Annotated in this window: 24 protein-coding genes and 1 pseudogene; 10 read left to right on the top strand and 15 right to left on the bottom strand. The window is 70.8% G+C overall.

Features of this window, described 5'->3' with window-relative positions; all coding sequences use genetic code 11:
• Positions 1 to 65: 65 nt before the first annotated feature.
• Both ACZ5VQ_RS14620 and ACZ5VQ_RS14615 read right to left on the bottom strand, forming a co-directional pair.
• Positions 66 to 746 (bottom strand): hemerythrin domain-containing protein, encoded by a 681-nt coding sequence (locus tag ACZ5VQ_RS14620; protein ID WP_469105178.1) that lies wholly within the window; start codon positions 744 to 746, stop codon positions 66 to 68.
• 402 nt (positions 747 to 1,148) lie between these two features.
• Complete coding sequence (locus tag ACZ5VQ_RS14615) at positions 1,149 to 2,330, bottom strand: peptidoglycan recognition protein family protein (RefSeq protein WP_469105177.1); 1,182 nt, start codon at positions 2,328 to 2,330, stop codon at positions 1,149 to 1,151.
• A gap of 140 nt (positions 2,331 to 2,470) precedes the next feature.
• Between ACZ5VQ_RS14615 and ACZ5VQ_RS14610 the strand changes: the two are divergent.
• The 4 genes and pseudogenes from ACZ5VQ_RS14610 to ACZ5VQ_RS14595 all read left to right on the top strand — a co-directional run.
• Positions 2,471 to 2,779 (top strand): annotated as a pseudogene (locus ACZ5VQ_RS14610) (pyrophosphohydrolase domain-containing protein); the annotation flags it as partial.
• A gap of 90 nt (positions 2,780 to 2,869) precedes the next feature.
• Entirely contained in the window at positions 2,870 to 4,012 is a 1,143-nt protein-coding gene (locus tag ACZ5VQ_RS14605; protein WP_362074280.1) for an asparaginase, read from the top strand.
• Positions 4,013 to 4,230: 218 nt separating this feature from the next.
• Positions 4,231 to 4,650: a RidA family protein gene (locus tag ACZ5VQ_RS14600; RefSeq protein ID WP_362074277.1), complete on the top strand. Its 420-nt coding sequence runs from the start codon at positions 4,231 to 4,233 to the stop codon at positions 4,648 to 4,650.
• 9 nt (positions 4,651 to 4,659) lie between these two features.
• Positions 4,660 to 5,274 (top strand): gamma carbonic anhydrase family protein, encoded by a 615-nt coding sequence (locus tag ACZ5VQ_RS14595; RefSeq protein WP_469105176.1) that lies wholly within the window; start codon positions 4,660 to 4,662, stop codon positions 5,272 to 5,274.
• A 19-nt stretch (positions 5,275 to 5,293) separates the two neighbouring features.
• Here ACZ5VQ_RS14595 and ACZ5VQ_RS14590 read toward each other — a convergent pair whose 3' ends face one another.
• From ACZ5VQ_RS14590 to ACZ5VQ_RS14580, 3 genes are all read right to left on the bottom strand, one after another.
• Positions 5,294 to 6,298 carry a glycoside hydrolase family 6 protein gene (locus ACZ5VQ_RS14590; protein WP_469105175.1) on the bottom strand — a complete coding sequence of 335 codons (1,005 nt, stop codon included), beginning with the start codon at positions 6,296 to 6,298 and terminating at the stop codon, positions 5,294 to 5,296.
• Positions 6,299 to 6,560: 262 nt separating this feature from the next.
• A complete protein-coding gene (locus tag ACZ5VQ_RS14585; protein WP_362074269.1) occupies positions 6,561 to 7,277 on the bottom strand; it encodes an aspartate/glutamate racemase family protein in 717 nt (238 codons plus the stop codon).
• 2 nt (positions 7,278 to 7,279) lie between these two features.
• Complete coding sequence (locus tag ACZ5VQ_RS14580) at positions 7,280 to 8,782, bottom strand: NCS1 family nucleobase:cation symporter-1 (protein WP_469105174.1); 1,503 nt, start codon at positions 8,780 to 8,782, stop codon at positions 7,280 to 7,282.
• A 252-nt stretch (positions 8,783 to 9,034) separates the two neighbouring features.
• On the opposite strand from ACZ5VQ_RS14580, the gene ACZ5VQ_RS14575 reads away from it, so the two are divergent.
• Both ACZ5VQ_RS14575 and ACZ5VQ_RS14570 read left to right on the top strand, forming a co-directional pair.
• On the top strand, positions 9,035 to 9,760 hold the full coding sequence (locus ACZ5VQ_RS14575) for a GntR family transcriptional regulator (protein WP_469105173.1): 726 nt from the start codon (positions 9,035 to 9,037) through the stop codon (positions 9,758 to 9,760).
• Entirely contained in the window at positions 9,757 to 10,164 is a 408-nt protein-coding gene (locus ACZ5VQ_RS14570) for a (2Fe-2S) ferredoxin domain-containing protein (protein ID WP_469105172.1), read from the top strand. Before ACZ5VQ_RS14575 ends, ACZ5VQ_RS14570 begins: the two co-directional genes overlap by 4 nt.
• A gap of 74 nt (positions 10,165 to 10,238) precedes the next feature.
• Here the strand turns inward: ACZ5VQ_RS14570 and ACZ5VQ_RS14565 are convergent, their stop codons facing one another.
• Entirely contained in the window at positions 10,239 to 10,988 is a 750-nt protein-coding gene (locus ACZ5VQ_RS14565; RefSeq protein ID WP_469105171.1) for a uracil-DNA glycosylase, read from the bottom strand.
• Between the two features lie 66 nt (positions 10,989 to 11,054).
• Here ACZ5VQ_RS14565 and ACZ5VQ_RS14560 point away from each other — a divergent pair, with 66 nt between their 5' ends.
• Entirely contained in the window at positions 11,055 to 11,561 is a 507-nt protein-coding gene (locus ACZ5VQ_RS14560; protein ID WP_469105170.1) for an RNA-binding S4 domain-containing protein, read from the top strand.
• Positions 11,562 to 11,720: 159 nt separating this feature from the next.
• Here the strand turns inward: ACZ5VQ_RS14560 and ACZ5VQ_RS14555 are convergent, their stop codons facing one another.
• The 3 genes from ACZ5VQ_RS14555 to ACZ5VQ_RS14545 all read right to left on the bottom strand — a co-directional run bounded on the left by ACZ5VQ_RS14555 (position 11,721) and on the right by ACZ5VQ_RS14545 (position 14,307).
• Complete coding sequence (locus tag ACZ5VQ_RS14555) at positions 11,721 to 12,191, bottom strand: DoxX family protein (RefSeq protein WP_469105169.1); 471 nt, start codon at positions 12,189 to 12,191, stop codon at positions 11,721 to 11,723.
• Positions 12,192 to 12,409: 218 nt separating this feature from the next.
• Positions 12,410 to 13,102: a class I SAM-dependent methyltransferase gene (locus tag ACZ5VQ_RS14550; RefSeq protein WP_469105168.1), complete on the bottom strand. Its 693-nt coding sequence runs from the start codon at positions 13,100 to 13,102 to the stop codon at positions 12,410 to 12,412.
• A gap of 167 nt (positions 13,103 to 13,269) precedes the next feature.
• Positions 13,270 to 14,307: an acyltransferase domain-containing protein gene (locus ACZ5VQ_RS14545; protein WP_469105167.1), complete on the bottom strand. Its 1,038-nt coding sequence runs from the start codon at positions 14,305 to 14,307 to the stop codon at positions 13,270 to 13,272.
• A 35-nt stretch (positions 14,308 to 14,342) separates the two neighbouring features.
• Here ACZ5VQ_RS14545 and ACZ5VQ_RS14540 point away from each other — a divergent pair, with 35 nt between their 5' ends.
• Positions 14,343 to 14,606, top strand: coding sequence for a DUF6343 family protein (locus ACZ5VQ_RS14540; protein WP_469105166.1), 264 nt, complete (start codon positions 14,343 to 14,345; stop codon positions 14,604 to 14,606).
• A 118-nt stretch (positions 14,607 to 14,724) separates the two neighbouring features.
• On the opposite strand, the gene ACZ5VQ_RS14535 is transcribed toward ACZ5VQ_RS14540, so the two are convergent.
• From ACZ5VQ_RS14535 to rpsA, 5 genes are all read right to left on the bottom strand, one after another.
• Complete coding sequence (locus tag ACZ5VQ_RS14535) at positions 14,725 to 15,105, bottom strand: tetratricopeptide repeat protein (RefSeq protein WP_055617514.1); 381 nt, start codon at positions 15,103 to 15,105, stop codon at positions 14,725 to 14,727.
• Positions 15,106 to 15,154: 49 nt separating this feature from the next.
• A complete protein-coding gene (gene coaE, locus ACZ5VQ_RS14530; protein ID WP_469105165.1) occupies positions 15,155 to 15,763 on the bottom strand; it encodes a dephospho-CoA kinase in 609 nt (202 codons plus the stop codon).
• A 120-nt stretch (positions 15,764 to 15,883) separates the two neighbouring features.
• The gene (locus tag ACZ5VQ_RS14525) at positions 15,884 to 16,822 is read right to left on the bottom strand and encodes a PAC2 family protein (protein WP_362074236.1); all 939 of its coding nucleotides are present in this window, start codon (positions 16,820 to 16,822) and stop codon (positions 15,884 to 15,886) included.
• A gap of 184 nt (positions 16,823 to 17,006) precedes the next feature.
• On the bottom strand, positions 17,007 to 18,533 hold the full coding sequence (locus ACZ5VQ_RS14520) for a flavin monoamine oxidase family protein (RefSeq protein ID WP_469105377.1): 1,527 nt from the start codon (positions 18,531 to 18,533) through the stop codon (positions 17,007 to 17,009).
• Between the two features lie 415 nt (positions 18,534 to 18,948).
• Positions 18,949 to 20,460, bottom strand: coding sequence for a 30S ribosomal protein S1 (rpsA, locus tag ACZ5VQ_RS14515; protein WP_362074233.1), 1,512 nt, complete (start codon positions 20,458 to 20,460; stop codon positions 18,949 to 18,951).
• 245 nt (positions 20,461 to 20,705) lie between these two features.
• On the opposite strand from rpsA, the gene ACZ5VQ_RS14510 reads away from it, so the two are divergent.
• Complete coding sequence (locus tag ACZ5VQ_RS14510) at positions 20,706 to 21,671, top strand: class I SAM-dependent methyltransferase (RefSeq protein ID WP_469105164.1); 966 nt, start codon at positions 20,706 to 20,708, stop codon at positions 21,669 to 21,671.
• Between the two features lie 42 nt (positions 21,672 to 21,713).
• The gene (locus tag ACZ5VQ_RS14505) at positions 21,714 to 24,332 is read left to right on the top strand and encodes an ATP-dependent RNA helicase (RefSeq protein ID WP_469105163.1); all 2,619 of its coding nucleotides are present in this window, start codon (positions 21,714 to 21,716) and stop codon (positions 24,330 to 24,332) included.
• Here the strand turns inward: ACZ5VQ_RS14505 and pgfA are convergent.
• Positions 24,322 to 25,314, bottom strand: coding sequence for a cell envelope lipid trafficking protein PgfA (pgfA, locus tag ACZ5VQ_RS14500; RefSeq protein ID WP_469105162.1), 993 nt, complete (start codon positions 25,312 to 25,314; stop codon positions 24,322 to 24,324). The genes ACZ5VQ_RS14505 and pgfA overlap by 11 nt on opposite strands.
• Between the last annotated feature and the right edge of the window lie 5 nt (positions 25,315 to 25,319).

Here is a 25,319-nt window from a genome sequence, read left to right as displayed (position 1 = left end):
CCACGGTAGCCGGAGCGACCGACAACGCCCCCGCACGGCAACCGAGGATTCCCCGGGGCACGCGCTCACCCATACACCCGTGCCACCCTCCGCTCGTACCCCCGCCTCCAGAACGCCCTCCACAGGAGTGCGATCGGCGTGGGCACATCCGCGAGGAGGCGTTTGCGTTCGCCGGGCAGGGCGTAGTGGAGCAGCATGCCGAAGAGGGCCGGCAGTCGGTGGCCCGCCGCCTTGAGCTCGCCCTTGACGAACTCCTCGAACTCGGCCTGGCTGACCTGGCGGGTGATCGCCGGAAAGACCTCGGCCTCCTCCAGGGCGAGGTGAGGGCGCAGGACGTCCAGCAGTTCACGGATGACCGGGGCGCGTTCGGGAAGGGGGCGGTTGCGGTCGGCCGCGTCGTCGGCGAGTTTCTGGATGAGGGTGTGTTCCTTCTCCAGCTCGTCGAGGATGGTGCCGATGCTCGGCTCCCGGTCGCGTACCAGGGGGTGGAGCTTTTCGTCCTCGCCGTGGTGGTGCTGATGGAGTACGGCGATCACCAGCTCGATCTGTTCCTGGACCGCTTCGGCCCGCCGGCCGGACTCGGCGGCGTCTGCCAGTCGGCCAAGCTCCTCGCGCAGCCCGCGATGGATCAGGATTCCGCCGATGTCGTCAGGCTGTGGCTGCGACTGTGACCGCGGCTGTGACTGCGGATTCGGATTCGGCTGCCCATTCCGCCGCGGATTCGGCTGCGGTCGTTCCGTCGTCATGGCCGACTCCGTCCCCCGTGTGGTCTCCGTCGAGGCGTACGGAAGCCATCCCTAGCGGGCGCGGAGCGGTCACGCGAGGCCGCTCGTGCAGGTCGCGCAGGGCGGGCGAGTCACGCACCGGCGCGCCCGGTCCCGTCGACCGGCCGAAGGTGTGACAGCTGTGCCGTACGTCGGCTGCCGGGGCTCCTGAATCAGCGCGTATCCAGGTCCTCGTACGCCGTCCGGCCGTTTCCGCGTGCGCCGGTACCGGTCCGCCCCCGTACGCGGGGCCGGGCGGACACTCCGGTGGGAGTGATCCCGAACGCCCGTGCCCGGCGGACGTGTTGCGTACGGGGAGGGCAGCGCGGGAGGCAGCGCTGCGGGGCCACCCGACGGCACCCCCGCGGCACTCGGCGGTGCTGCTCAGCCGGTGCCCGCCGCGGCCTTTCGCAGCTTCGCGAGCTCCCCGTACATCACGTCGCCCGGGCACTCCGTCGACAGCCAGTCGCGGTGGCCGCTGATCTCGTGGACGTCCTTCGTGGTGCCGTTGATCGGGTTGGTGTACGTGACCCGGGCCTGGGGGTCGACCCCGTGGAAGCGGGTCAGGGCGCGGACCAGGCTGGTGAGCGACGCGCGGGCGGCGTCGGTCGGGCCCTGTTCCATCAGGTTGCCGAGGAGTGCGATGCCGAGGTTGCCCGAGTTGAAGCCGCCCACGTGGAAGGCGGTCACGAGCTTGCCGTCGGCGTCGTGGGCCGCGACGCCGTCGTCGCCCGAGTAACGGCCCTCGTAGACGTTGCCCTTGTCGTCGATGAGGAAGTGGTAGCCGATGTCGCCCCAGTCGTTCGTGATCGCGTGGAGCTGGTAGATCGCGCGCACCGTGGCGGCCGGGTCCGGGTCGTCGTTGGCGGTGGCGGTGTGGTGGACCGTGAACGCCTGGAACGGGTAGTACGCCGTCGGCGTGTTCTCCGTGCCGTCCGGCTTGAAGCGGAGCTTCTCGTCCGCGCCCCAGGCCGCCCGCGAGAGGTAGGCGACACCGCGCACCCGGGTCGTGTCCGCCGGAACGGCCACCTTGCGGCTCGGGCCCTGCGTCGTGTCGATGGCCAGCGAACGCAGCCCGGTGGCTCCGTCCGGCGCCTTCACCTCGTAGCCCGCGGCCCGGTCGACGGGGATGAGCAGCGCGCCGCCGTTGCTGTCCGAACAGCCGTTGCCGCTCAGGGACTTCCAGGCTCCCTTGCCGCCGTCGGCGTCGGTCAGCCGGATGCCGCCGCCGGTGGCCTCACGGGTGCCGGCCCAGCGCACGCCCACGTAACCGATGGGGAAGGCGGCCTCCACCGGCGCCTCGCCCGTGGCCTCCTTGGCGCGGGTCTTCGGGAAGGTCTCGGAGGTCGTACCGGGCTCGGCGTCGGTGGTGTCCGAACCGGCCGCGTCCGAGTCGGTGTTGGCCATCACGACGGGGGTGAGCGCGGCGCCCGCCGCGACCGCGCCCGCCGCACCGATCAGCCCGCGCCGCGTGACGCGGGACCGGGCACGGTGAGACGTGGGAGAGGAGGGAGGTTGAGACGTGGGAGAGGAGGGAGGTGTGGGGGTGGTGGGGGGAACAGTCATGGGGCTTCCTTCGGTGTTCCTGGTCGTTCCTGACGGCGGCGGGGCGTTACGGGCCCACACTCCAGCCATGCTTGAAGACTCAACGGAGCATAGGGGTTCCGGTTACCGGCCTACTCCGTGCCCCTCGATAAAATCCCCGGATGCACTCCTCCCCCTCCTCCCCCGCACGTCTCGTCCGTGAATTTCATCTGGCCTTCGGACTCGACACCCGTACGACACCGACGGAGGTCTCCCCGCAACTCGCGGCCCATCGAGGCGAGTTGCTTGCGGAGGAGGCCGCCGAGGTGGCGGAGGTCGCCGTCGCCGGACCGCTCGACCGGCTGGCGCACGAGCTCGCGGACGTCGTGTACGTCGCCTACGGCACCGCACTCGTGCACGGCATCGAGAGCCTCAGTCCAGCGCCTGAGCGACTCGGCCCGCCGGCCGGGGACATCGCCGCGCACAGTGATTGACACGTACACGCAACACCCGGGAAAACACCGCTTCCTACGGTCGGCGGGCGAGCGCCGATCACCGACCCGCGAGGAGCCGTGCCACCCGTGAAGATCGCCCACCGTACAACCGCCCTGCTCTGTTCGTTCGCCGTAGCCGCGGGAGTCTCGCTGGCAGGCGCGAGCGCCCATGCCGAGGAGAGGAAAGACCTGCCCGAAGTGGCGGTGATCGGTACGGGCGGGACCATCTCCGGGGTCAGTACGAACCGCGTCTCGTTCCAGGACTACAAGTCGGGGCAGCTCGCGATCTCCAAGATGGTGGACGAGCTGCGGCCGGAGGTGGACGGGCTGGCCGACGTGACGACCGAGCAGTTCGGGAACAAGGGGTCGAGCGGGTACTCCATCGCGGACTACCGCAAGCTCACCGCATCCGTGGACGCCGCGCTGAAGAAGAACGACGCCGTCGTGGTCACCACCGGTACGGACACGATGGAGGAGTTCGCGTACTGGCTCGACCTGACCGTGCGCAGCGACAAGCCGGTGGTCCTCACGGGTTCGATGCGCCCGTGGACCGTCATCGGCACGGACGCGCCGGCCAATCTCTACAACGCCGTCAAGCTCGCCGCGAGCCGCAAGACCAGGTGCTACGGAACCGTCGTCATGCTCAACGACGAGATCCAGGCCGCCCGGGAGGTCCGCAAGACCAACGCACTGCGCATGGACACCTTCGAGAGCGGGCGTTCCGGGGTGCTCGGCGCCGTCGACCAGGACAACATCCGGCTCAACCGGGCACCGGCCCGCGTCCAGAAGTGCGGCAAGGCCGGCTGGCGTACGCCCTTCGACCTGGACCGGATCGTCGGCAGGGCAAGTGCCAAGGAGAGCAAGCCGCTGCCGAAGGTGGAGATCGCGTACTCGTACCAGGACGCGGGCGGCGAGGCCATCAAGGCGTTCGCGGACGGCGGCGCCAAGGGGGTCGTGACGGCCGGCACGGGCGCCGGCGGCATATCGCCCGCGATGTCGACCGCGCGGACGGACGCGGTGAAGAAGGGGGTGACGTTCGCGTCGACCACCCGCACCGGATCGGGCGCGGTGTACGACTCGACCGGCACCACCGGCGTCATCGGTGCCGAGGACCTGAGCCCGCAGAAGGCCCGGCTGTTGCTGCTCCTGTCGCTCGCGGCGACGAACGACGAGAAGCTGATACGGGAGTGGTTCGCGACGCTGGGGACGGCCCAGTTCACGACCAGGTGACGGACCGGTTCACCACCGGGTGACGGCCCGGTTCACCACCGGGTGACGGCCGAGTCGGCCACCAGGTGACGGCCGACGGCGGCCGACAACACCTCGCGGAGGATCGGCGGAGGATATTGGGATGCGGCCCCGCAAGCCGGGGCCGCATGATCGGCGGGTTGCCCCTCAACAGCCACGAGTCCCTCGACATCCACCGATCCGTCCGCGGGAGGCCACCCATGCTGAAGCGCGTCACCGTCCCCACCCTCTTCACGCCGCCCACCTACTCCCACGCCTCCGTCGTCGAGGCGGGCACGCGTCTCGCCTTCCTCGCCGGGTCCGTGCCTCTCACCGACGACGGCGAGCTCGTCGGCCCGGGCGATCCCGTACGGCAGGCCGAGCGGGTGATCGCGAACCTGGGCGAGCAACTCCGGGCGATCGGCAGCGACTTCGAGCATGTGGCGTACACCGACGTGTATGTCGTGAGCAGTGACCCCGCGGTGCTCTCCGAGGTGTGGGACGTCGTGGAAGCCTCCCGCCTCAGCGTCGGCCCGCACTCCTCCACCCTCCTCGGCGTCGCGTGCCTCGGGTACACCGGCCAGCTCGTGGAGATCACGGCCACGGCCGTGGTCCCGGACCCCGCTTCCGACCAGGCCTAGAGTCCCCCCATGTTGATCGAACACCGCGGGCAGCGCCCCGTCGTCCCGGCCTCCGCGTACGTCGCGCCGTCCGCCGTCCTCTGTGGCGCGGTCACCCTCGGCGAACGGGCCCGTGTACTGCACGGCGCCGTGCTCACCGCGGAGGACGGGGAGGTGAGGACCGGCGAGGACGTCGTCGTCATGGAGAACGCCCTCGTTCGGGGACGGCGACGGCACCCCGCGCTCATCGGAGACGCCGTACTCATCGGACCGCACGCCCACGTCAACGGCGCCCGGATCGAGGACGAGGTCTTCGTGGCCACCGGAGCCTCCGTCTTCCCCGGAGCCGTCGCGGGCGCCGGTTCGGAGCTGCGCATCAACAGCGTGCTGCAGGTCAACTCGATCCTGCCGCCCGGCTCGGTCGTGCCCATCGGCTGGATCGCCGTCGGGGCCCCGGAGGCCAGGCTCTTCGCTCCTGGCCGGCATGACGAACTGTGGGAGGTGCAAAGGGAGTTGGACTTCCCGGGCACGGTGTACGGCGTCCCGCGCGGCACCTCCATGCGGGACATCATGACGCGACAGGCGGACTACTTCGCGGCCCACCTCGACGACCACGTCCTCGACGACGCCCCCTCGACCGACTGACCTCCCGGGCCGTGCCCGTTCAACCGCGGGCGTTCCGGGCCAGCTCCAGCGCGTACGACGGCCACCACTGCCCGGCGGTCGGTCCGCCCCGGCAGGTGCCGTCGGACTCGCCCGGCCGCTTGATCCACAGGTAGGCGTCGATCAGCGGGGCACCCGTGGCGGTGGTCGGCGGTGTTCCGAGGGCCCTGCCCGGCGGATTGCACCAGGAATCGGTGCCGGTGTGGGGCCCGTTGCCGTTGCGGCTGGTGTCGATCACGAGGTGCTTGCCGCCGAGAGCCGCCGACAGCTGCTTCCCGTACGCCGAACTGGCCGCGTCCGTCTGGAAGTTGGAGACGTTCAGCGCGAAGCCGTCGGCGCGGGCGACGCCCGATTCCGTCAGTGGCTCGACCAGTCGTGAAGTGTCCGGCAGCCAGGCGGAGTTGCCCGCGTCGAGGTAGACACGGGTACCGGGCTGCCGCTTGAGGCGGTCCACGGCGTACGCCAGCAGCGCGTACCGTTCCTCGGCCACGACCGAGTCGCAGCCCGCCACCGTCTGCGCCACTGCGTCCGGTTCGACGATCACATACGCGTCCCGGTCGCCGAGCCCCGCCGCGAACTCGTCGACCCACTTCCGGTAGCCCGCGGCGTTCCGGGCCCCGCCCTGCGAATAGGACCCGCAGTCGCGGTGCGGGATGTAGTACGCGACGAGCACGGCCGTACGTCCCTGTCGTGCGGCGGCGGTGGTGCGGGCCCGTACCACCGCCCGGGACGCGGGGCCGTTGAGCCACTCGGCCTGGGGACGCGTGGCGATCCGGTCCATGAGCAGGGCGTCCGCGGTCCGTCCCGTGAGGCGCCATTCGGCGGCCTGCAGGGCGGCGCGGGAACGGGGATCGACCCAGAAGGCGTCCACGGCATCGCGCCCCTCCACGTGCGGCCCGGCCGGACCGACACCCTGCACTCCGCGTGCACCCGGCACCTCACGTGCACCCGAAGTCCCGGCACCGCACACGACCGCCGACGCGGCGACCACCAGAGCGGCAAGCACGACGGCAACCACCCGGGCCAGACCCCCGGCAAGGCCCCGGCCACCAGCAAGCCACCGGACACGGGCGCGGGCACGGGTGGCACAGGCAACCAACCGGACACAGGCACCGACACCAGCGACCACGACCGACTCCGTTCCCACCGCCGGAGGCAACGCCGGCGACTCCTCCGCGGGGCACCGCCCACGTGCCGGCACCGCTCCCCCGGAGTCTGCGGTCAGCCGCGCCCGGCCACCCCGTTCGCCGCCTCGGGGGCCCGGAGAATCACTCCGACGGCGGCCCCCAAGTACGCCGCTTCGGCAGCGGCTTGGCGTAGCTTCCCGCCCGGCTCGTCGTCAGGCCCAGCGACACCAGCGACTCGGCGAGTTTCACCGCCGCGCCCACCCCGTCGACGACCGGCAGCCCCAGCTTGTCCCCGACCGCCCGCTGCAGCCCGGTCATCCCGGCGCACCCGAGCACCAGGACCTCGGCGCCCGCGTCCCGGGCCCGCTCGGCTGCGGCCACGAAGGCCGCTTCCGTGCGCTCCGAGTCGCCGAGGTCGAGGACGCCGAGCCCGGTGCCCACGACGGCGGCACAGTTCTGGGCCACCCCGGCTCCGTACAGGCTGTCCTCGATCTGCCCGGCCGACCGCTCCAGCGTGGTGACGACGCCGTACCGCCGCCCGAGCAGGCACGCGAGATGGGCGGCCGCCTCGGTGATGTCGACGACGGGTACGTCCACGAGTTCCCGCACGCCCTCGCGCCCGTGCTCCCCGAAGCCGGCCATGACGACGGCGTCGTACGGACCCTCGTACGTCCGCAGGGTGTCGATGACGGCGGCCGCCGAGAGATAGCTGTCGAGCCAGCCCTCGGCGGACTCGGGTCCCCAGGCGGGGGTGAGTCCGAGCACGGTGGTGCCCGGGCCTGCTGCGGCCCGGGCACCTCGCACGATCTCCTCTGTCATCCCCTGCGTCGTGTTGCAGTTGGTGACGACGATCCGCACGCTCAGCCCTCCACGGGAGCAGAGGTCTGAGCCGAAGTCGGAGCCGGCCCGGTGACGGGGGCGGCCGCGGCGCGCTCGGAGCGGCACAGGAGCGCGTACAGTCCGGCGGCCAGCGCCGTCCCGATGAACCACGAGTACGGGGCGACCTCGCTGAAGGTCGTCACCAGTGCGAGCACCGCCGAGACCGCCGCCGCGGGCAGGAACGCCCACAGGGCCTTGGGGTTGACGCCCTTCCGGTAGTAGTGACGCGACCCGGGCTCGGCGTTGAAGAGCTCGTCGACGTCGATGCGGCCGTGCTTGACCCAGAAGTAGTCGAGCATGATCACACCGAACAGCGGGCCGAGGAAGGCGCCGAGACCGCCGAGGAAGTACTGGACGACCGTGGGGTTGGAGAAGAGGTTCCACGGGGTCACCACCAGCGCGGCCACCGTGCTGATCAGGCCGCCGACCTTGAAGGTGATCTTCTGCGGCCAGACGTTGGCCAGGTCGTAGGCGGGCGAGACGAAGTTGGCGACGATGTTGACGCCCATGGTGGCGATGGCGAAGGTCAGCGCGCCCAGCACCAGGACCCAGGTGTTGCCGATCTCGGCGACGAGGTGGGCCGGGTCGGTGATCGCCTTGCCGAACACCTCCAGCGAGCCGGCCGTCACGATGACCGACACGATCACGAAGGCGGTCGAGTTGATGGGCAGGCCCCAGAAGTTGCCGCGCTTGACCGTCCGGTAGTCGGGCGCGAAGCGCGAGAAGTCGCAGAAGTTGAGCATCAGCGTGCCGTACGTGGCGAGGATCAGCCCGATCGCACCGAACCACTGGCGCCACTGCTCACCGACGGAGACCGGGTTCGGAGTCGTCGTGAGCGAGATGGTCCAGTCGGCCTTGGCGAGGATCCAGATCGCGAGGGCGATCATGACGAGCCAGATGGCCGGACCGCAGAAGTCCTGGAACTTCCGTACGGATTCCATGCCCTGGCTGATGATGAGCGCCTGGAGCAGCCACAGCGAGAGGAAGGACACCCAGCCGAGCGCGTCGAGGCCGAGGAACGAGCTGTGGGTCCAGGACTCCAGGCCGGGCCAGGCCGCGAGCAGCATGATGTTGACGGCTACGGATGCCAGATAGGTCTGGATGCCGTACCACATGATGGCGATGACGGCCCTGATCAGGGCCGGGATGTTGGCGCCCCAGACGCCGAAGCTGATGCGGCCGATCACGGGGAAGGGCACGCCGTGTTGCTGCCCGATCTTCCCCATCCAGTTCATGCCGACGTAGATGAGCACGAAGCCGACGAGCAGGGACGTGAAGATCTGCCAGACGTTCATGCCGAGGACCAGCAGGCCCGCCGCGAACGTGTAGTTGCCGAGGTTGTGGACGTCGGACATCCACATGGCGAAGAGGTCGAAGACCTTCCAGTTGCGCTTGCCCGCGGGCGCGAGGTCTTCGTTGGTGAGCCGGGGATCGGGGACGAACGCCGGCGTGCCGGTGGCTGTGGCTGGATCGGCGAGGGACACAAGGCCTCCATGAGCGAGGGGACGGCGGGAGGACTGCGGGGAGTGCGGGTGCGGGGTGCCAGGAGAGGGAGGGGACGGGGGTGGTGGCGTGGGGTGTGGGACGTGGGGAGGCTGCGGCCTGAGGCCGGGGAGCAGCCGCTTACAGTTTTGGTATACCAAACTGACGTCATGGTCTCGCCACCGACGACATCTCGCCATGTCCGTACGGTTACAGCTCGGTAAAACCGTCCCTGGTTCGGCGAGGATGGACCCATGACAACGGTGGAACCGCTGGGGGCGGTACGCGAGCGGGTCCTCGGCTCGCTGCGGCAGGAGATCATCGCCGGGCGGCTGCTGCCCGGCGACCGGCTGGTCGAGCGCGAGCTGGCCGAGCGGTTCGGGGTCTCCCGTGTACCGGTCCGCGAGGCGATCCGGGCCCTGGTCGCCGAGGGTTTCGTCCTCTTCGAGACCCCGCGACGTACGGTCGTACGCCGCCTGACCCCGACGGACGTCGCGGAACTCTTTGAACTGCGCGAGGCCCTGGAGGTGTACGCCACAGGTCTGGCCGCGCAGCGCGCCACCCGGGCCGATCTCGCCGAGCTGGAGGAGCTCCTCGACCGCGCGGCGACCGCGACCCGCGCGGACGACGCTGAGGCGATCACCGACATCAACACCCGTTTCCACGACCGGATCCTGGCGATGGCCGGGAACAGCCTGCTGATCTCCGTGATGGAGCCGGTCGACGGCCGGCTGCGCTGGCTCACCCGCCAGAACGAGGAGTGGCCCCAACTCCTCGCAGAACACCGCGAGTTGTACGCTGCCATCGCCTCCGGCGACCGTGAGCGGGCCCGCGCCCACGCCCTGGCCCACGTACAGGCCAACTACCGCTCGACGGTGCGCCACCTCTTCGGCGACAGCGACAGCGACAGCGGCCCTGGCCCCGGCGCCGTCTCCCATGCCAATGCCAACCCCGGCTCCGGCTCCGAGGGAGAAGCGTGACCGTCCGTACGGCCATCGGTGCCGCGAGGACCCGTCCCTGCACGCTCGTCGTCTGCCGCGGCTGCTGCTGCGGCGATGCGCGCAAGTACCCGGACTACGACCACGAGTGGCAGCTGGACCGGCTGCGCGCCGCGGCCGAGGCCTCCGGCGGCCGCCTCGCGGTCCGTACGACGGACTGCCTCGGCCCGTGCGATCAGGCCAACATCATCGTCGTACAGCCGTCGGGCGAGGGCCGCAGGCGAGGCGGCCGGCCCGTCTGGATCGGCTGGTCGATGGGCGACGACTGCACCGACGAGATACTCCGCTGGGCGCGGGCCGGCGGCCCCGGTGTCGCGCCTCCCCCGGCCACCCTTGAGCTGCAGTTCGTGCAGTCGGCGGGCGAACGGGACCGGGCGCGACGCTGAGCGCTCCACGGCAACGCGGTACCCGCCGCATACCCGCCGCTGCGGGCCGTCCGTTGCTGGTCACGCCCGGGGCTCTAGCCCTCGTACGTCCGGGTCGGTAGGTCCGCCGCCTTCGCCGCCGTGCGCAGCACGTTGCGCAGCATCTCGGGGGTGAGCCGCCCCGTGAAGGTGTTGCGCTGGCTGACGTGGAAGCAGCCGAAGAGCTCCAGTGGCCGGTCGGGGCCGTCCAACGTGACCCGTGCCCCGTGCGCGAAGGCCGGGCGGGGCCGGGGCACCGTCCACCCCGCCTCGGCGAACGCGGGCAGCGCGGCCTGCCAGCCGAAGGCACCGAGCACGACGACCGCGCGGAGGGTGGGCCTGAGCAGCCGCAGCTCGCTCACCAGCCAGGGCCGACAGGTGTCCCGCTCCTCCGGTGTGGGCTTGTTGGCGGGCGGCGCGCAGTGCACGGGCGAGGTGACGCGTACGCCGTGGAGGGCCAGCCCGTCGTCGATGCTCACGGACGTGGCCTGGGACGCCAGCCCCACCTCGTGCAGCGCCGCGTACAGCACGTCCCCGGACCGGTCGCCCGTGAACATCCGCCCGGTGCGGTTCCCGCCGTGTGCCGCGGGCGCGAGTCCGACCACCAGCAGCGAGGCGTCCGGCGGCCCGAAGCCCGGCACCGGGCGGCCCCAGTACGTCCAGTCCGCGAAGGCGGCCCGTTTCGTCCGGGCCACCTCCTCCCGCCAGTCGACGAGCCGCGGGCAGGCCCGGCACCCGGCGATCCGCTCGTCCAGCTCGGCCAGGCTGCGCTCCTGATCCATACCCCCACGGCGCTCCTGATCCATACCCCCACGGTATGCCCGGCGGAAAACGGTTCCGACTGCCTGTCCGTCGAGGACTAAGGTCGGACCATGGCTTCAGGGACTCAGGGGAACGGCAAGGACGGGACCGGCGCAGGCGGCTCCGACGCCGCCGCGGCCGACGCGAAGGTGGCCGCGAAAGCGGCCGCGCCCGCGAACGGCGAGACCGTGCGCGTCGACAGCTGGATCTGGTCCGTACGCCTCGTGAAGACCCGTTCGATGGGCGCCACCGCCTGCCGCGGAGGCCATGTCCGGGTGAACGGCGAACGCGTCAAGCCCGCGCACACCATCCGCGTCGGCGACGAGGTCCGGTTGCGGCACGACGGCCGGGAGCGGGTCGTCGTCGTGAAACGTGTGATCCGCAAGCGGGTGGGGGCGGCGGTCGCCGCCGAGTGCCTTGTCGACAACAGTCCGCCGCCTCCGCCTCGCGAGGCCGTCGCCCCTGCGGGTGTCCGCGACCGGGGCGCGGGGCGGCCCACCAAGCGGGACCGGCGCGAGCTGGAACGTCTGCGGGGGCTTGGGGCGCCTGATGGCGGCCCCGGGGCACCTACCTCTTGATCTTGGCAAGTCGGGTGCACCGGGTGCGGGCCGTCCGTGGCTGGTCGCGCAGTTCCCCGCGCCCCTGAAGGGGCGTCCCCGCAGACCCCGGCACCCGGCACCGCGTCCGGCAGGGCCCTTGGGGTGGCCCGCAGGACGCCGACCGGACTCCGTCCGCCATCAGGCGCGTCGGCCGACCAGCCTCGGCAGCTCGGCGGCATCCCTCCGCCGGGCCCAGGCTATGAGCGCCAGCGGAAGTATCAGGATGAGCGGGGTCGCCGCGTTCTCCCCTCCGAACACGGTGACCTGGGTGATGAACGCGCCCACCATCAGCGCGCCCAGCGACACCGCCGCCACCGACGAGAGCACCGGGATCAACAGAGCGACGGCACCGGCCAGTTCGAGCGCACCGATGCTGTACATCCCCGCGCTGCCCCAGCCCATCTCGTTGAACACCTCGGCCGCCGAGGGGTGCGCGATGAGCTTGGGCAGCGCGCTCGCGAACGCGTAGAAGAGGGCGAGCAGCACCTGCAGTCCCCGCAGGGCGAGGCGGGCACGACGGCCACGAGCGGTCGCGGACTCGGCGATGACGGTGCCGGTGCGGGTGCCGGAGGTGGCGGTGGCGGTGGCAGTGGCGGTGGTCTCGAACATGGGGGTCTCCTGTGTGAAGCGGTGCGCGTTGCTGTCACAGAGGAAGACCGGCCCTGTGTCCGAAACTCATCGCCACACGAAGAACTCGTTGCCCGCAAAGGGGCTTCGTCCGCTTCGGACCGTCAGACCCGCAAGTCGGCTGACCCGCAAGTCGACAGACTCACCGGCCGACAGGCTCACCGACCGACGGACCCGCCGACCGACAGACCGTCAGGCCCTCACGCCGGCACAGCCCGCACCCACACCCGGTCCTCCGTCAGATACCGGTCGACCTTCAGCCCCGCCTCCCCCAGCGCCTCCTCGAACGCCTCCTTCGTGAGCGGCCGGGCGAGGAACGTCTGCGTCCACACCGCGTCCGGGAACACGTACTCCGCCCGCACCGAGTTGACCCCGTTCCCGACCGGCTCCGCCGACAGCATCCGGATCGTGAACCCGCTCGGGTCCTCCCGCTCGCGCGGCAGATTCGTGTGGTAGTCCTCGCCCTCGCGCTGGATCAGCACGCACCCGTCGTCCGCGACATGGCTCCGGCAGGCGTCGAGCATCCCGCGGCGCACCTCGTCGTCTCCGTTGTGCACGAGGAACGACGCGAGCATCACCACGTCGAACTTCTCCCCCGCCAGGTCGAGCGTCTCGATGGGGCTGCATATCGTGCGCGCCCCACGCACCCGCTCCAGCATCTCGGCCGACTCGTCCACCGCCGTCACCGTGAAGCCCCGCTCCAGGAGGGGGTGGGTCATGCGCCCCACACCGCTGCCCAGTTCGAGAATGTGCGCCCCCGCCGGCACGGCCCCGGCGATGATGTCCGGCTCGTCCCCGACGGACAGCCGCGAGTACAGCTCCACCGCGCAGCCGTCCGGCGTGATGGCGCCGGGTCCTGTCCCTTCGTATCCCTCACGCATCTCGATCGTCATACCAGCCCAACGGCCCGTGCCCGCCGCCTCGTTCCCACCACCGCCCACACCACCCGTTCGAGTGACACCTCGAACTGGCCAGGAACTGACCGGTAGTTGACCGTTACCGGCGTGAGCCGATCACAAATCTTTCGGTTCCTTCGGTCCGCGGTCCGCGGTCCGGTCAGTCACCACGCGAACCAGCCATGTCCGCCGTACCAGTGGCCGCCCGCCCGCAGATGGTCCCCGACCGCCCGCTCGACCCTGGTGCGCCGCGGCAACCCCTCCACCGGCAGCTCCGGGTCGCCGAAGACGAATCCCACGGGACCCTTGTCGTCGGCCTTCGTCTCCTCGTACGCGATCCGGAACCGCTCCTGGAAACTCACGATGTTGGAGTCCGCCGGGAGGTACCGCTGCAACTGCCGGTCGAGCAGCCAGGAGTGGCATTCCGCCACCGCGTAGCGCTCGTCCGGGTAGTGGCGGGCGAAGAACTCCCGTGCCAGGTCCAGCGACTGGTCGCAGGCCTCCGGTGACAGGGGCCCCCGGAAGTCGGCGATGTGCACGCTCAGACAGAGGTCTCCGGGGCCGGTGTCGAGTCCCGCGGCCGAGGCCGCCTCCCCCGTGTGGCCGCCGAGCCGCGCGCGCTGGAACTGCAGCCGCCCCAGCTGGTACAGCTCCCCGTGGAAGTGCAGCCCGATCCACCAGGGCACCAGCAGCCCGCTGGTGCCGACGCGTCGCCGGTGCACGGCCATGTGCCGGCCCAGGTCGGCGAGGGTGCGCCGGGACACGTCCGCCGGAACGCCCCGCTGCAGGTGATAGGCGCGCACATACGGCAGCGCGGCGAGGAAGACGAACACATGGAAGGTGCGCCCCAGCGCTCCGGTGGACTCCGGGAACGCGGGCGGCTCCCACCCCTTGCCGATCTCCCCCATGCCGCGTACGAACCTGGCGACGCACCGCCGCAGCAGCGTCATCGCCTCCGGGTCCGCCACCAGCCTGCCGCGCAGCGCGACGAGTTCGTTGACGTACTCGTGCGGCACGGACAGGTCGAGCAGGATGTCCGGCAGCGCGATCGCGTCCGGCAGGGCGTCCTCCGCCCGTGGGCCGTCGGGCTCGCCCTCGCTCTCCAGGTCCCTCAGCCATCCGGCGAGCCTCTCGTCCGCCCGCAGCTCCTCCACCAGCACAGTTGCTCCCCGTTCGTCCGCCTCTTGGTGAACGTGCACCACGAAGAGTACGTTTCCCGGTAGGAGTAGTGGTCCCGATGCGTACGGGTAGTGAACCGTCGACTGCACGCAGTGTGCTGCGGGCGCGCCTGTGGCTCAGTGTGTGGGGGCTGGTCTGGGCGATCGCGGGGACGGTCGCGTTCCTTGTCGCCGGGCGGCCGGGCTGGGCGATCGCCTGCGGAGTGCTGTGGCTGATCGTCACCGTCGATCTGTCGATGGTCCTCAGGCACATCCGCCAGGGGCCCCACTACCAGCCTGGCCCCGACATCCCGCCGTACCGACCGCCGGAACACCGCCTCTAGGGCGCGCACTTCGCCGCCCAGCTCTCAGGCACCGCCCAGCTCTCAGGGCTCTCAGGCTCTCAGCGCCAACGGCCTCACGTCAGGAGTCGTCCCCGCGCCCCAGAACTCGTACCACGCCTCAGGAGTCGAACCGCGCCGCAGCCAGATACTCCGGCTGCGGATCCAGCGCCGCGGCGAGCCTGAAGTGGCGTAGGGCCTGGTCGGAGCGGCCGGAGCGCTCATAGGTGCGGGCGAGCGCGAAGTGCGCGAACGCGTTGTCCGGCTCGCGCTCCAGCACGATGGTGAACTCCAGCTCGGCGGGCCGCAGTTGCGCCGCCGCGAAGAAGGCACGCGCGCGCAGCAGCCGGGCCGCGGTGTTCTCGGGGTGTGCGGCGATGACTCGGTCCAGCAGCTTCACCGCACCCCGCGGATCCCGCGCGGCCAGCAACTGCTCGGCGGCACGGAAGTCGATGACATGCGTCTCCGGAGTACGTCCGGTGAATCCGCTGGTCTCGGGCACGGCAGAGTCCTTCCCTCACTGCACGGAGTCAACGCCCCCGAGGGGCCCACTATTCCGAGGCCGCCCGGGCCCGCCGGACCAGATCCGCCCACACGTCCCGTACGCGCCGCTGCAGGGCTTCCAGTGGTACGTCGTTGTCGATGACGACGTCCGCGATCTCCAGGCGCTTGTCGCGCGTGGCCTGGGCGGCCATGCGGGCGCGGGCGTCCTCCTCGGTCATGCCGCGCAGCCGCACGAGCCGGTCGAGCTGGGTCTCGGGGCTCGCGTCGACGACGATCACGAGGTCGTAGAGGGGCGCGAGGCCGTTCTCGGCGAGCAGGGGGACGTCGTGCACGACCACGGAGTCCTCCGTGGCGGCCTCTTCGAGCTCGCGGGAGCGGGCGCCGACCAGGGGGTGCACGATCGAGTTCAGCACGGCTAGCTTCTCGGCGTCCGCGAAGACGATCGACCCGAGCTTGGGCCGGTCCAGGCTGCCGTCCTCGGCGAGCACGTCCTCGCCGAAGGCGTCCACCACCGCCGCGAGTCCCGCGGTTCCCGGCGCGACGACCTCCCGCGCGATCCTGTCGGCGTCGATCAACACGGCGCCGTGCTCCACGAGCAGCCGCGACACCTCACTCTTGCCGGCACCTATCCCACCGGTCAGGCCCACCTTCAACATGCCCACGAGCTTAGGCCCCACCATCGGAATCACGCCGACGGGGCGCCCCACAGGGGCGCGGGGAACTGCGCGACAAGCCACAACCGACCCGCGGACGAATACGGGCTCAAAGCGGAGCGCTCACGCGTCGCCCTCCCGCTCCGCCAGGAACTTCTCGAATTCGAGCCCGATCTCGTCCGCAGACGGAATCTCGACCGGCTCGGCCATCATGTTGCCCCGCGTCTCGGCGCCCGCGGCGGCGTCGTACTGGTGCTCAAGTCCCTGGACGAGCGCGACGAGTTCCTCGTCGCCCTCCTGGATCTGCCGGTCGATCTCGGTCTGCGTGCGGTGCGCCTCGGTGCGCAGGGAGTGCGCGATCCCGGGCAGGACCAGACCGGTGGCCGCGGTGATGGCCTCCATGACGGTCAGCGCCGCGTCCGGGTACGGGGAACGGGCGATGTAGTGCGGCACGTGGGCGGCGACGCCCAGGATGTCGTGTCCGGCCTGCATCAGGCGGTACTCGACCAGCGACTCGGCGCTGCCAGGGACCTGGGCTTCGTCGAAGGGGCTGCGATGGCCCGGGACGAGATCCGTGCGGTTGCCGTGCGGCGTGAGGCCCACGGGACGCGTGTGCGGTACGCCCATGGGAATGCCGTGGAAGTTCACGGACAGGCGCACGCCGAGGCGCTCCACGATCTGCTGGACGGCCGCGGCGAAGCGCTCCCACTCCACGTCCGGCTCGGGGCCGGAGAGCAGCAGGAACGGCGCGCCGGTGGCGTCCTGGACGAGCCGCACGTCCAGCGTGGGCTCCTCGTAGTCGGCCCAGCGGTCGCTCCTGAACGTCAGGAGCGGGCGCCGGGCGCGGTAGTCCACGAGCCTGTCGTGGTCGAAGCGGGCCACGACCTGATGGGGCAGCGAGTCGAGCAGCCGGTCGACGATCTGGTCGCCGGTCTCGCCCGCGTCGATGTATCCGTCGAAGTGGTAGAGCATGACAAGACCGGCCGACTCCTGGGCGAGCGCCATGTCGACGACAGCCAGGCCCTTCGGCTCCCATGCGTACAAACCCTGCGGATCAAGCACAGTGACCGCTCCTCCTCGTGTTCGTACTCCACAACGCGGACCAGGACACGAGCATTCCCCGCTCACGCCGGTTCGCTGCCCCCTTTTACCTGCTTCTCATCCGCTGCGACCGCGCTTGACCTTGCCATGACAGTGCAACGACGCCATGCCGGTGCAGCGAGGCCGTGACAACGCCACGCCGGTGCTACGACGCCAGCACGCGCGCGTGGAGTGCGGTGACGGCCTTGCGGGCGGACGTGAACGCGCCGTGCTGCCAGGCATCCGTGTAGCTGAGCCAGTCGCCGGCGAAGTAGACACGTCCCGTCGGCTCGTTGAGCGGCTTGTAGCGGGCGTGGTCGGGGCCGCCTGCGGTGTCGTGCCAGGCGGCCTCCAGGTGGGGTGTCTGGCGCCAGTGGTGGGAGAAGGAGGACGCCAGTTCGGTGCGGTACTTCGCCCCGTAGATCTTCACTCCCGCGGCGACCGCACGCGTCTCGCGCTCCTTGGGCGTGAGTTTCGCGTACGCGTCCGCGTCGGCCCCGTAGTTGTAGTAGCCGATCATGACGCCGCGCTCGCCGTGGAAGCCGTGGGACGGGTGCCAGATGTGGGTGACGTCCTGGTCGGTCTCGGTGATGCCGCCGTAGATCCGGTGGTCGAGCTCCCACCAGCGGGAGCGGTACTCCAGGCCGATCTTGCCCGCGGACGACGGGGTGATCGCCTCCAGCGCGGTCTGTACGCCCGCGCCGAGGTTGTGCGGGATCCTGGCGAGGATGTTGGGCGGCAGCGCGCCGACGCAGTAGTCGGCGTCGACGCTCCTAGTCCGGCCGCTCTGGGTGTACGTGACGGTGACGCCGCTCCCCTTGTCGGTGATCTTCGAAACGACGGCCCCCGTGCGTATGCGATGGCCCCCGATCGCCCTCGTCAGGGCGTGCGGTATCCGGTCCATGCCGCCGACCGGCTGGAACATGAGCATCGCCTGGTCGAAGCCGAACTCGAAGGAGAAGTAGCGGCCGACGCCGCTCGCGAACACCTCGGAGGCGGACGGGACATCACCCAGGAGCACACCGGGGGTGCCCGCGGCCGCGGGGACGACCTCGTAGCCTCGGCGCTCGCCGCCCGTGTAGTCCAGTGTGTCTCCCAGGTCGCCGAAGTCCTTGAGGAACTCGACGAGCCTCTCCCGGTCGGCGGCGGTCAACTCCGCGTCGAGGGCGCCCGTGTCGGTGGCCTTGGCGAGCAACTCCGAGACGTACCCGTAGACATCGGCCTTCGCCGTGCGGTACCGCATCGGCTCGGTCATGCCGGCCGACTCGTTGAAGAGGTACGCGTCCGCGTTGACGTTGGTGAACACCTCGACCGGGACGCCGAGTTCGCGGCAGTAGTCGAGAGTGACCATCCACTGGGGCAGACGGGCCGGGCCCGCGTTCATGTACTGCCCGTCGCCGAAGCGGGCCGTCTGCCGGTTGCCGTACAGGTCGGTGGTGGTATCGCCGCCCCGCACCGTGAAGTTGCGGCCACCGGTGCGGTCTCTGGCCTCCAGGACCGTACAGTCGTAGCCCGCCTTGCAGAGTTCGTACGCGGTCGTGAGGCCGGCGATGCCGCCGCCGACGACGACCACCTTGGCCGCGCCGCGTCCGGTGAGCGTGAAGTCGCTCGGCTTCGGGGCGTGGAAGGGCTGTTCGCGCTGGGCTGCCTGGGCCGTGGGGGCGAGGCCGAGGGCTCCCATGGTGGCGAACATCGTGCCCGCGCCGCCGGTGAGGCCCACCTTGCGCAGGAACGAACGCCGACTCGTACCAGGACCGCTCTGAGGCTGTGCCATGACGGGGGCTCCCCTTCTCGATCTTGAACGACCGAGGAAGCCTCCCAATGGCCGGTTACGGCCCGTCAGTTATTCATGTATCCCGCAAGTTTCTGCAACCGCGAGCTTTCGGCCGGCTGAACGCCGCCGCCGACGCCGGGCACCGGGCACCGGGCAGCAGACACCAGGCACCGGGCGCCTGGCGTCAGGCCCCAGGCCCCAGGCCCCAGGCGCCAGGCGCCAGGCACGACAGAGCCCGGTCCGGGCGAGGTCAACGTTTCAACGCACTGCGGGCCCGCACCCAGAAGGGTGCGGGCCCGCAGTCACCAGCTAGTCACTGCCTAGAGGTGTGCGATCAGCTCTGGCCTCCGGCCAGCTTCTCGCGGAGGGCGGCCAGCGCCTCGTCCGACGCCAGGGCGCCGGAGTTGTCGTCCGACTCCGAGGAGTACGAACCGCCGCCACCGCTGCCACCGGAGGCGGCCGGAGCCGCACCCGGGGTGGTGACACCCTCGGCCTCGGCCTGGGCGTCCGCCTCGCGGGACTTGATGACCTGAGCCTGGTGCTGCTCGAAGCGCGTCTGCGCCTCGGCGTACTGGTTCTCCCACACCTCGCGCTGGGACTCGTAGCCCTCGAGCCAGTCGTTGGTCTCGGGGTCGAAGCCCTCGGGGTAGATGTAGTTGCCCTGGTCGTCGTACGACGCGGCCATGCCGTAGAGCGTCGGGTCGAACTCGACCGAGGCCGGGTCGGCACCGAAGGACTCGTTGGCCTGCTTCAGGGACAGCGAGATCCGGCGACGCTCGAGGTCGATGTCGATGACCTTGACGAAGATCTCGTCGTTGACCTGGACGACCTGCTCCGGGATCTCCACGTGGCGCTCGGCCAGCTCGGAGATGTGGACCAGACCCTCGATGCCCTCGTCGACGCGCACGAACGCACCGAAGGGAACGAGCTTGGTGACCTTACCCGGGACGACCTGACCGATCTGGTGCGTACGGGCGAACTGCTGCCACGGGTCTTCCTGCGTCGCCTTGAGCGACAGGGAGACACGCTCGCGGTCCATGTCGACGTCGAGGACCTCGACGGTGACTTCCTGGCCGACCTCGACAACCTCGGAGGGGTGGTCGATGTGCTTCCAGGAGAGCTCGGAGACGTGGACGAGACCGTCGACGCCACCCAGGTCCACGAACGCACCGAAGTTGACGATCGAGGAGACGACGCCGGAGCGGACCTGACCCTTCTGCAGGGTGGTGAGGAACGTCTGGCGAACCTCGGACTGGGTCTGCTCGAGCCAGGCGCGGCGGGACAGGACCACGTTGTTGCGGTTCTTGTCCAGCTCGATGATCTTCGCCTCGAGCTCCTTGCCCACGTAGGGCTGGAGGTCGCGGACACGGCGCATCTCGACGAGAGAAGCCGGCAGGAAGCCACGGAGGCCGATGTCGAGGATGAGACCACCCTTGACGACCTCGATGACGGTGCCGGTGACGATGCCGTCCTCTTCCTTGATCTTCTCGATGGTGCCCCAGGCGCGCTCGTACTGGGCGCGCTTCTTCGAGAGGATCAGGCGGCCTTCCTTGTCCTCCTTCTGGAGAACAAGGGCTTCGATCTCGTCGCCGACCTTGACGACCTCGTTCGGGTCGACGTCGTGCTTGATCGAGAGCTCGCGGCTCGGGATGACACCTTCGGTCTTGTAACCGATGTCGAGCAGGACCTCGTCCCGGTCGACCTTCACGATGACGCCGTCGACGATGTCGCCGTCGTTGAAGTACTTGATCGTCTCGTCGATCGCGGCGAGGAAGGCTTCCTCGTTACCGATGTCGTTGACCGCAACCTGCGGGGTGGTGGCGGTGGTCTCGGTGCTGCTCGTCATGTGGGTAAGGGCTCCGGTACGGACAGTGAGTCGTAGGTACTGCTTACGCCGGGAGCCCGTTTCGCTCTGAAGAAGCCGGACAGCCAAGGAAGCGCCGAATCCGGGCGTGTTCTATGACGAACACTTGCCGGTGGCGCCTCGAAAACCGAGGGGACATACAACAGATGCGAGCGCAGCCTGCTACGTCTGAGGAGCGCAGGCCCGCAGCGCAACTTGTAGCATACGGGGGCAGCCGGACAGGGTCAATGCGCGAAGGCGCACACCCGGGGCGGAACGCCGCATACCCGGCACAAGACCCGTCTCACGAGGCCACCAGGGCCCTGCGGCACCCCTTGCGTGACGGCCGCCGCGGACGGGTCGGACGGAAGAGACCGCAGATTAGTACGAGGGAGCCGATCATCCAAGAGCCCGAACCGTTCGAGCCCGAGGCGACACGACGGGAGGCGGGGTCCGGCGAGAGCACCCGCGCCAATCGTGGCTGGTGGGACCGGAACGCGGACGAGTACCAGGTCGAGCACGGCACGTTCCTCGGCGACGACCGATTCGTGTGGGGCCCCGAGGGCCTCGACGAGATCGAGGCCGAGTTGCTCGGACCGATGGAGGAACTGGCCGGAAAGGACGTCCTGGAGATCGGCGCGGGTGCCGCCCAGTGCTCGCGCTGGCTGGCCGCCCAGGGGGCCCGTCCGGTCGCCCTGGACCTCTCGCACCGACAGCTCCAGCACGCGCTGCGGATCGGCGCCAAGGGGGTGGGGCTCGTGGAGGCGGACGCCGGCGCACTCCCGTTCGCGGACGCCTCCTTCGACCTCGCGTGCTCCGCCTACGGGGCGATGCCGTTCGTCGCGGACCCCGTGAAGGTCCTGTGGGAGGTCCACAGGGTGCTGCGGCCCGGCGGCCGGTTCGTCTTCTCCGTCACGCACCCGATCCGCTGGGCCTTCCCCGACGAGCCCGGCCCCGAGGGGCTGACCGTGACCTCTTCGTACTTCGACCGCACGCCGTACGTCGAGCAGGACGACACGGGCCGCGCGGTGTACGTCGAGCACCACAGGACGGTCGGTGACCGCGTCCGGGACGTGGTCGCGGGCGGTTTCCGGCTGGTCGACCTGGTCGAGCCGCAGTGGCCCGCCTGGAACACCCAGGAGTGGGGCGGCTGGTCGCCCCTTCGGGGAAACCTCATCCCGGGGTCGGCGATCTTCGTGTGCGAGCGAAGCTAGATGGGGCACCCCCGGCCGGAGGCTGGGGGAGAGACTGAGCATGTGATCCGTTACGACGCTCTGGACCTTCTGCCCGTACGCGGTGCGCTGCCCGGCCTGGGCGACGCCCTGGACGCGCACGGCGGTGCCGTGCTCGTCGCGCCGCCCGGCACCGGCAAGACGACCCTCGTGCCGCTCGTGCTCGCCGGTCTGGTCGGCGACGGGCCCGTACGCCGTGTCGTGGTCGCCGAGCCGCGGCGGATCGCGGCTCGGGCGGCCGCGCGGCGGATGGCGTGGCTGCTCGACGAAAAGGTCGGCGAGAGCGTCGGGTACACGGTGCGCGGGGAGCGGGTGGTCGGTCCACGCGCGCGCGTGGAGGTCGTCACGACCGGTGTGCTGCTGCAACGGCTGCAGCGGGACCAGGAGCTGGCGGGCGTCGACGTGGTCGTGCTCGACGAGTGCCACGAACGGCATCTGGACGCCGACACGGTGGCCGCGTTCCTGTTGGACGTACAGGCCGCTCTGCGTCCCGAGCTGCGGTTGGTGGCCGCCTCCGCGACGACCGATGCCGAGGGGTGGGCGAGGCTGCTGGGCGAGGTGCCGGTGGTCGAGGCGCAGGGCGTGTCCCATCCGGTCGAGGTGGTCTGGGCGCCGCCCGTACGCCCTGTGCGGCCGCCGCACGGCATGCGGGTGGACCCGGTGCTGCTGACGCATGTGGCGTCGGTGGTGCGGCGGGCGCTTTCCGAACGCGACGGGGACGTTCTGTGCTTCCTGCCCGGTGTCGGGGAGATCGCGCGGGTCGCCGGGCAGCTCGGCGGGCTCGGTGATGTCGAGGTGCTTCAGGTGCACGGTCGGGCGCCGGCGGCGGTGCAGGACGCGGTGCTGTCCGGGGGTGCGCGGCGACGGGTGGTCCTCTCGACGTCGGTGGCCGAGTCGTCACTGACGGTTCCGGGGGTGCGGGTGGTCGTGGACTCCGGTCTCGCCCGCGAGCCGCGGGTCGATCACGCGCGGGGGCTGAGCGCGTTGGCGACGGTACGGGCCTCGCAGGCGGCCGGCCGGCAGCGGGCGGGGCGCGCCGGGCGCGAGGCCCCGGGCGCGGTGTACCGGTGCTGGGCGGAGGCGGAGGACGGGCGGCTGTCGCGTTTCCCGGCGCCGGAGATCAAGGTGGCCGATCTGACGGCGTTCGCCCTCCAGGCGGCCTGCTGGGGCGATCCCGACGCCTCGGGGCTGGCTCTGCTGGATCCTCCGCCGGGAGGCGCCATGGCGGCCGCTCGGGGCGTTCTGGAGGCCATCGGCGCTGTGGGCTCCGACGGGCGTCCGACTGAGCGGGGTGTACGGATGTCGCGGCTCGGGCTGCATCCGCGGCTGGGGCGGGCGTTGCTGGACGCGGGGCACTCCGTGGGTGCGGAGCGTGCAGCGGAGGTCGTCGCCCTCTTGAGTGAGGAGCCGCCGCGGGAGTACGGGGATGACCTCGCGTCGGCGTTGAGGGGTGCCCGGCGCGGGGGTGACGCGTATGCCGGGCGGTGGCGTACGGAGGTTCGGCGGCTGCGGGCCGCGTCGGCGCCCGCGCCTTCGGTGCGAAGTCTCTCCCGCCCACACACCACCCGTGACCGTCGCCCGGGGGAACCGCGCGCCGACGCTCCGCGCGGGGAGGCTCCGAGCGGGGGCGCTCCGGGCGGGAACGGCACGCCCGGGACACCGCAGACCGGTGACGACCACGCCGTCGGGCTCGTCGCCGCTCTCGCCTTTCCCGAGCGGGTTGCCCGGAAGCAAGGGGGCTCCTTTCTCATGGTGTCCGGTACTCGGGCCGAGGTGGGTGACGGGAGTGGGCTGCGGGACGCTTCGTGGATCGCGGTCGCCGTCGCCGACCGGCCCGTCGGTGCGGGGCACGCGCGCGTGCGGCTCGGGGCCGTGGTGGACGAGGGGGTCGCGCGCGAGGCGGCCGGAGCCCTGTACGGCAAGGGCGACGAGGTGCGCTGGGCCGACGGGGACGTCGTGGCACGGCGGGTCGAGCGGCTGGGCGCAGTGGAGCTGGCGGTGCGGCCGTTGCGGAACGCCGAGCCCGGGCTCGTACGGGAGGCGCTGCTTGAGGGGTTGAGGGACGAGGGGTTCGGGGTGCTGCGGTGGTCGCGGGACGCCGGGGTCCTGCGGCAGCGGCTGGGGTTCCTCCACCACCGGCTCGGTGCCCCTTGGCCCGATGTGTCGGACGACGCGCTGCACGCGCGCGTGGACGAGTGGCTGGAGCCGGAGTTGGGCCGGGCACGGCGGCGGGCCGATCTGGAGCGGATCGACGCCGGGCAGGCGTTGGGCCGGCTGTTGCCGTGGGCGTCCGGGGAGGCGGCCCGGTTCGACGAGTTGGCGCCCGAGCGCATCGAGGTGCCGAGCGGGTCCAGGATCCGGGTCGACTACACGGATCCCGAACGGCCCGTGCTGGCGGTGAAGTTGCAGGAGATGTTCGGGGCGCGGGAGTCCCCGGCCGTCGCCGGGGTGCCCGTGGTCGTGCATCTGCTGTCGCCGGCAGGCCGCCCGGCCGCCGTGACGGCCGACCTGGTGTCCTTCTGGCGGGACGGCTACCGGGGCGTGCGGGCGGAGCTGCGCGGCCGGTATCCGAAGCACCCGTGGCCGGAGAACCCCGCCACCGCCGAACCGACCAGGCACACGAACGCACGTCTCAGGCGCTGACCGGTTCCGGTTCGCGGGTCTCCGTCGGTGAGGGGTCGCCGGGGCGGCGGCTGCGGGCCTCCAGGTAGAGGGAGAGCGACAGCAGGCCGGCGCCCAGGACCAGGAAGCCCCACGGCAGGTACGAGGTCATCAGCAGGACGAGCAGCCGCTGGGACTTGACCAGGTCGACCGTCGAGCGGATGTAGTCCTCGCGCATCTTCACGTGCCCGGCGAAGGCGGTCACCTTCTCGCGGCCGCCGAGGAGGGTGCCGCCGCGCAGTTCCTCCTTGTGGATCTCTTCTCCGTAGACGGGTGCTCCGGTGGTGGGTTCGACCCAGAACCTGCGGACCGTGGTGTACCAGCGGGTCGTGCCCGTCTTGGCGACCGACTCCGGAGTGATGCCTTCGACGGGCATGATCTTCGGGAAGGGCACTTTGGTCCAGGGGATGGTCTGCTCGAAGTAGTAAACGTTTACGCCCCGGAAGTCCTGCTCGCCCTCGTAGTGGATCGGCGCGGTGATACGGGCCTGCGCGTCGAAGTACTCGTAGTCCCTCTTCTCCGTGAGGAAGGGCCACTTGAACTCGATGCCCTCGCGTTTGACCGGGTCGCCGTCGACCATCTCGCCGGTGGCGTGGACGGGTTCCTGGGTGTGCGCGTCGAAGATGTAGCGCTCGGGGATCTTGGAGACCATCTTGCCGTCGGGGCCCTGGACGTAGGAGAGGCCGTCCCAGACGACGACGTCGCGGCCCGCGGTCTTCTCGATCTTCTCGGAGGCCTCGACGTTGCCCTTGAGGGTCTGTACGACGGTGACCTTGTCGACCTTCTTGGCCTTCATCGTGCCGTAGTCGAGGAGGGTCGCGTCCTTCGCCTCCAGGACCATGTCCTGGTACTGGTCGGCCGGGATCTTGGCGAGGCGCGGGAAGGCGTACCAGCGCATCAGCGGGGACAGCGCCGCGAAGAACACGGCGAGGGCGAGCAGGATCAGGCTGGCCTTGCGGCGCATCTCGG

This window comes from Streptomyces sp. NPDC033178 (assembly GCF_055577685.1).
The sequence above is the reverse complement of the archived record's forward strand: the minus strand, read 5'-3'. Positions and strand labels throughout refer to the sequence as shown.

Coding starts and splice junctions, on each gene's coding strand:
- ACZ5VQ_RS14520 (WP_469105377.1), bottom strand. CDS start 18,533: ATGTTCGCCACCATGGGAGCCCTCGGCCTCGCCCCCACGGCCCAGGCA.
- pgfA (WP_469105162.1), bottom strand. CDS start 25,314: ATGCGCCGCAAGGCCAGCCTGATCCTGCTCGCCCTCGCCGTGTTCTTC.
- ACZ5VQ_RS14575 (WP_469105173.1), top strand. CDS start 9,035: ATGACAACGGTGGAACCGCTGGGGGCGGTACGCGAGCGGGTCCTCGGC.
- coaE (WP_469105165.1), bottom strand. CDS start 15,763: ATGTTGAAGGTGGGCCTGACCGGTGGGATAGGTGCCGGCAAGAGTGAG.
- ACZ5VQ_RS14510 (WP_469105164.1), top strand. CDS start 20,706: ATGCGCGAAGGCGCACACCCGGGGCGGAACGCCGCATACCCGGCACAA.
- ACZ5VQ_RS14560 (WP_469105170.1), top strand. CDS start 11,055: ATGGCTTCAGGGACTCAGGGGAACGGCAAGGACGGGACCGGCGCAGGC.
- ACZ5VQ_RS14620 (WP_469105178.1), bottom strand. CDS start 746: ATGACGACGGAACGACCGCAGCCGAATCCGCGGCGGAATGGGCAGCCG.
- ACZ5VQ_RS14540 (WP_469105166.1), top strand. CDS start 14,343: ATGCGTACGGGTAGTGAACCGTCGACTGCACGCAGTGTGCTGCGGGCG.
- ACZ5VQ_RS14565 (WP_469105171.1), bottom strand. CDS start 10,988: ATGGATCAGGAGCGCCGTGGGGGTATGGATCAGGAGCGCAGCCTGGCC.
- ACZ5VQ_RS14550 (WP_469105168.1), bottom strand. CDS start 13,102: ATGACGATCGAGATGCGTGAGGGATACGAAGGGACAGGACCCGGCGCC.
- ACZ5VQ_RS14555 (WP_469105169.1), bottom strand. CDS start 12,191: ATGTTCGAGACCACCGCCACTGCCACCGCCACCGCCACCTCCGGCACC.
- ACZ5VQ_RS14600 (WP_362074277.1), top strand. CDS start 4,231: ATGCTGAAGCGCGTCACCGTCCCCACCCTCTTCACGCCGCCCACCTAC.
- ACZ5VQ_RS14595 (WP_469105176.1), top strand. CDS start 4,660: ATGTTGATCGAACACCGCGGGCAGCGCCCCGTCGTCCCGGCCTCCGCG.
- ACZ5VQ_RS14615 (WP_469105177.1), bottom strand. CDS start 2,330: ATGACTGTTCCCCCCACCACCCCCACACCTCCCTCCTCTCCCACGTCT.
- rpsA (WP_362074233.1), bottom strand. CDS start 20,460: ATGACGAGCAGCACCGAGACCACCGCCACCACCCCGCAGGTTGCGGTC.